Origin of the sequence: Cognatilysobacter lacus, from assembly GCF_008274655.1 — a bacterium.
In the GTDB taxonomy this organism is placed as follows: domain Bacteria; phylum Pseudomonadota; class Gammaproteobacteria; order Xanthomonadales; family Xanthomonadaceae; genus Cognatilysobacter; species Cognatilysobacter lacus.
Window position 1 is genome coordinate 1 of sequence record NZ_VTRV01000261.1, and the last position, 1669, is coordinate 1669.

Annotated in this window: 3 protein-coding genes; 1 reads left to right on the forward strand and 2 read right to left on the reverse strand. The window is 68.0% G+C overall.

What is annotated here, in order from left to right; genetic code table 11:
* Together FW784_RS13915 and rpoE are read right to left on the reverse strand one after the other, a co-directional pair.
* A partial coding sequence (locus FW784_RS13915) for a sigma-E factor negative regulatory protein (protein ID WP_149353920.1) occupies window positions 1–216 on the reverse strand: 216 nt, incomplete at its 3' end.
* Window positions 213–866 (reverse strand): RNA polymerase sigma factor RpoE, encoded by a 654-nt coding sequence (rpoE, locus tag FW784_RS13920; protein WP_187770844.1) that lies wholly within the window; start codon window positions 864–866, stop codon window positions 213–215. The genes FW784_RS13915 and rpoE, both read right to left, overlap by 4 nt.
* A gap of 176 nt (window positions 867–1042) precedes the next feature.
* Here rpoE and FW784_RS13925 point away from each other — a divergent pair.
* Window positions 1043–1669 (forward strand): enoyl-CoA hydratase-related protein (locus FW784_RS13925; protein ID WP_187770843.1); only part of this gene is annotated, 627 nt, incomplete at its 3' end.

Here is a 1669-nt window from a genome sequence, read left to right on the forward strand (position 1 = left end):
TGGCGCAGGGCGGCGGCGACGATCGCCCGGCGCCGCAATCGGCGCCTGACGCCGCAACACGTCGCCGACCAGCTGCCAGCGGCCGCAGTCGTCCTTCCAGCCCGCGTCGTGTTCGAGCCGGCGCAACGCGAAGCGGCGCGCATCGGCGCGCAGTTCGCCGTCGAACAAGGCGCTCAGCGTCTCCTGGTCGGTGCCGCGGTTTTCGGTCGGATTCATCGCTGTCGCTCCCGTGTGCCGGACGTGCTGCCATCGGTATCGAGAAGGGGCCTGAGCAGCGTGTCGATCGCCTCGCGCGCCCGGAAGATGCGCGAGCGCACCGTCCCGATCGGGCAGCCCATGCGCTCGGCGATCTCGTCGTAGCTGAGGCCTTCCACCTCGCGCAGGGTGATCGCGTCGCGCAATTCGACCGGAAGGCGGTTCACGGCCTCCATCACCGTTCGCTCGACCTCCTGCCGCAAGAGCTCGTGCTCCGGCGTGTCGGTGTCGCGGAGGCGGAAGGACGGATCGAACTGCTCGGCGTCCATGACGTCGATATCGTCGGTTGGCGGCCTGCGGTTCTGCGCAACGAGATGATTCTTGGCGGTATTCACGGCGATCCGGTGCAGCCACGTGGAGAACTGGGCATCGCCGCGGAAATTTCCCAGCGCGCGATACGCACGCATGAAGACTTCCTGGGCGACGTCCTGGCATTCGCTCCAGTCATGCACGTAGCGCCCGATCAGCCCGATCGTCCGATGCTGGTACTTGCGCACCAGGACATCGAACGCCGCGCTGTCGCCGCGCTGCACGCGCTCGACCAGCTCCCGATCCAGCGGCGCCTCGCGCGGCTGGCCGGTCTCCATTGCAGACCCTTCCTCTTCGGCCATGTCGGGCCGGCACTCCTGTGTCAGCCCGACATGGTCGGGCATTGGGACAACGCCATCGCGGAAAAGTTCACCGTCCGCGGCCGGGGCGCAGGGGTCGGGCGAAGGTGCCGATTGACGCACGGGAAACAACCTCCGGATGATAGCCGGATGTTCCGTACGCAATCGGATGGCCGCAAATGCCCGTCTCTTCCCGCTTCGACGGCTTGCCGATGCTCAACTGGCATGCCGAATCCCGTGACGACGGCATCGTCGTGCTGTCGTTCGACAAGGCGGAGACCGCCGTCAACACGTTCTCGCAGGACGTGCTGATCGAGCTCGACGGCATCCTCGAACGACTGCGCCTCGAACCGCCGAAAGGCCTGGTGATCCGCTCGGCGAAAGCCAGCGGCTTCATCGCCGGCGCGGACATCAAGGAGTTCCAGGCATTCGACGAGCGCGGCACGGTCGGCGACGCGATCGCGCGCGGCCAACGCGTTTTCCAGCGCATCGCGGAGCTGCCGTTCCGCAGCGTCGCGGCGATCCACGGCTTCTGCATGGGCGGCGGCACCGAGGTCGCGCTGGCCTGTGGCTATCGCGTTGCGAGCGACGACGCTTCCACGCGCATCGGCCTTCCCGAAGTGAAGCTGGGCATCTTTCCGGGCTGGGGCGGCAGCGTTCGCCTGCCGCGGCTGATCGGTGCGCCCGCGGCGTTCGACCTGATGCTGACGGGGCGCAGCGTCACCGGCAAGGCGGCGAAGGCGATGGGCCTGGTCGATCGCGTCGTGCCCGTCGACCAGCTTGTCGAGGCCGCTGCGCGACTCGCG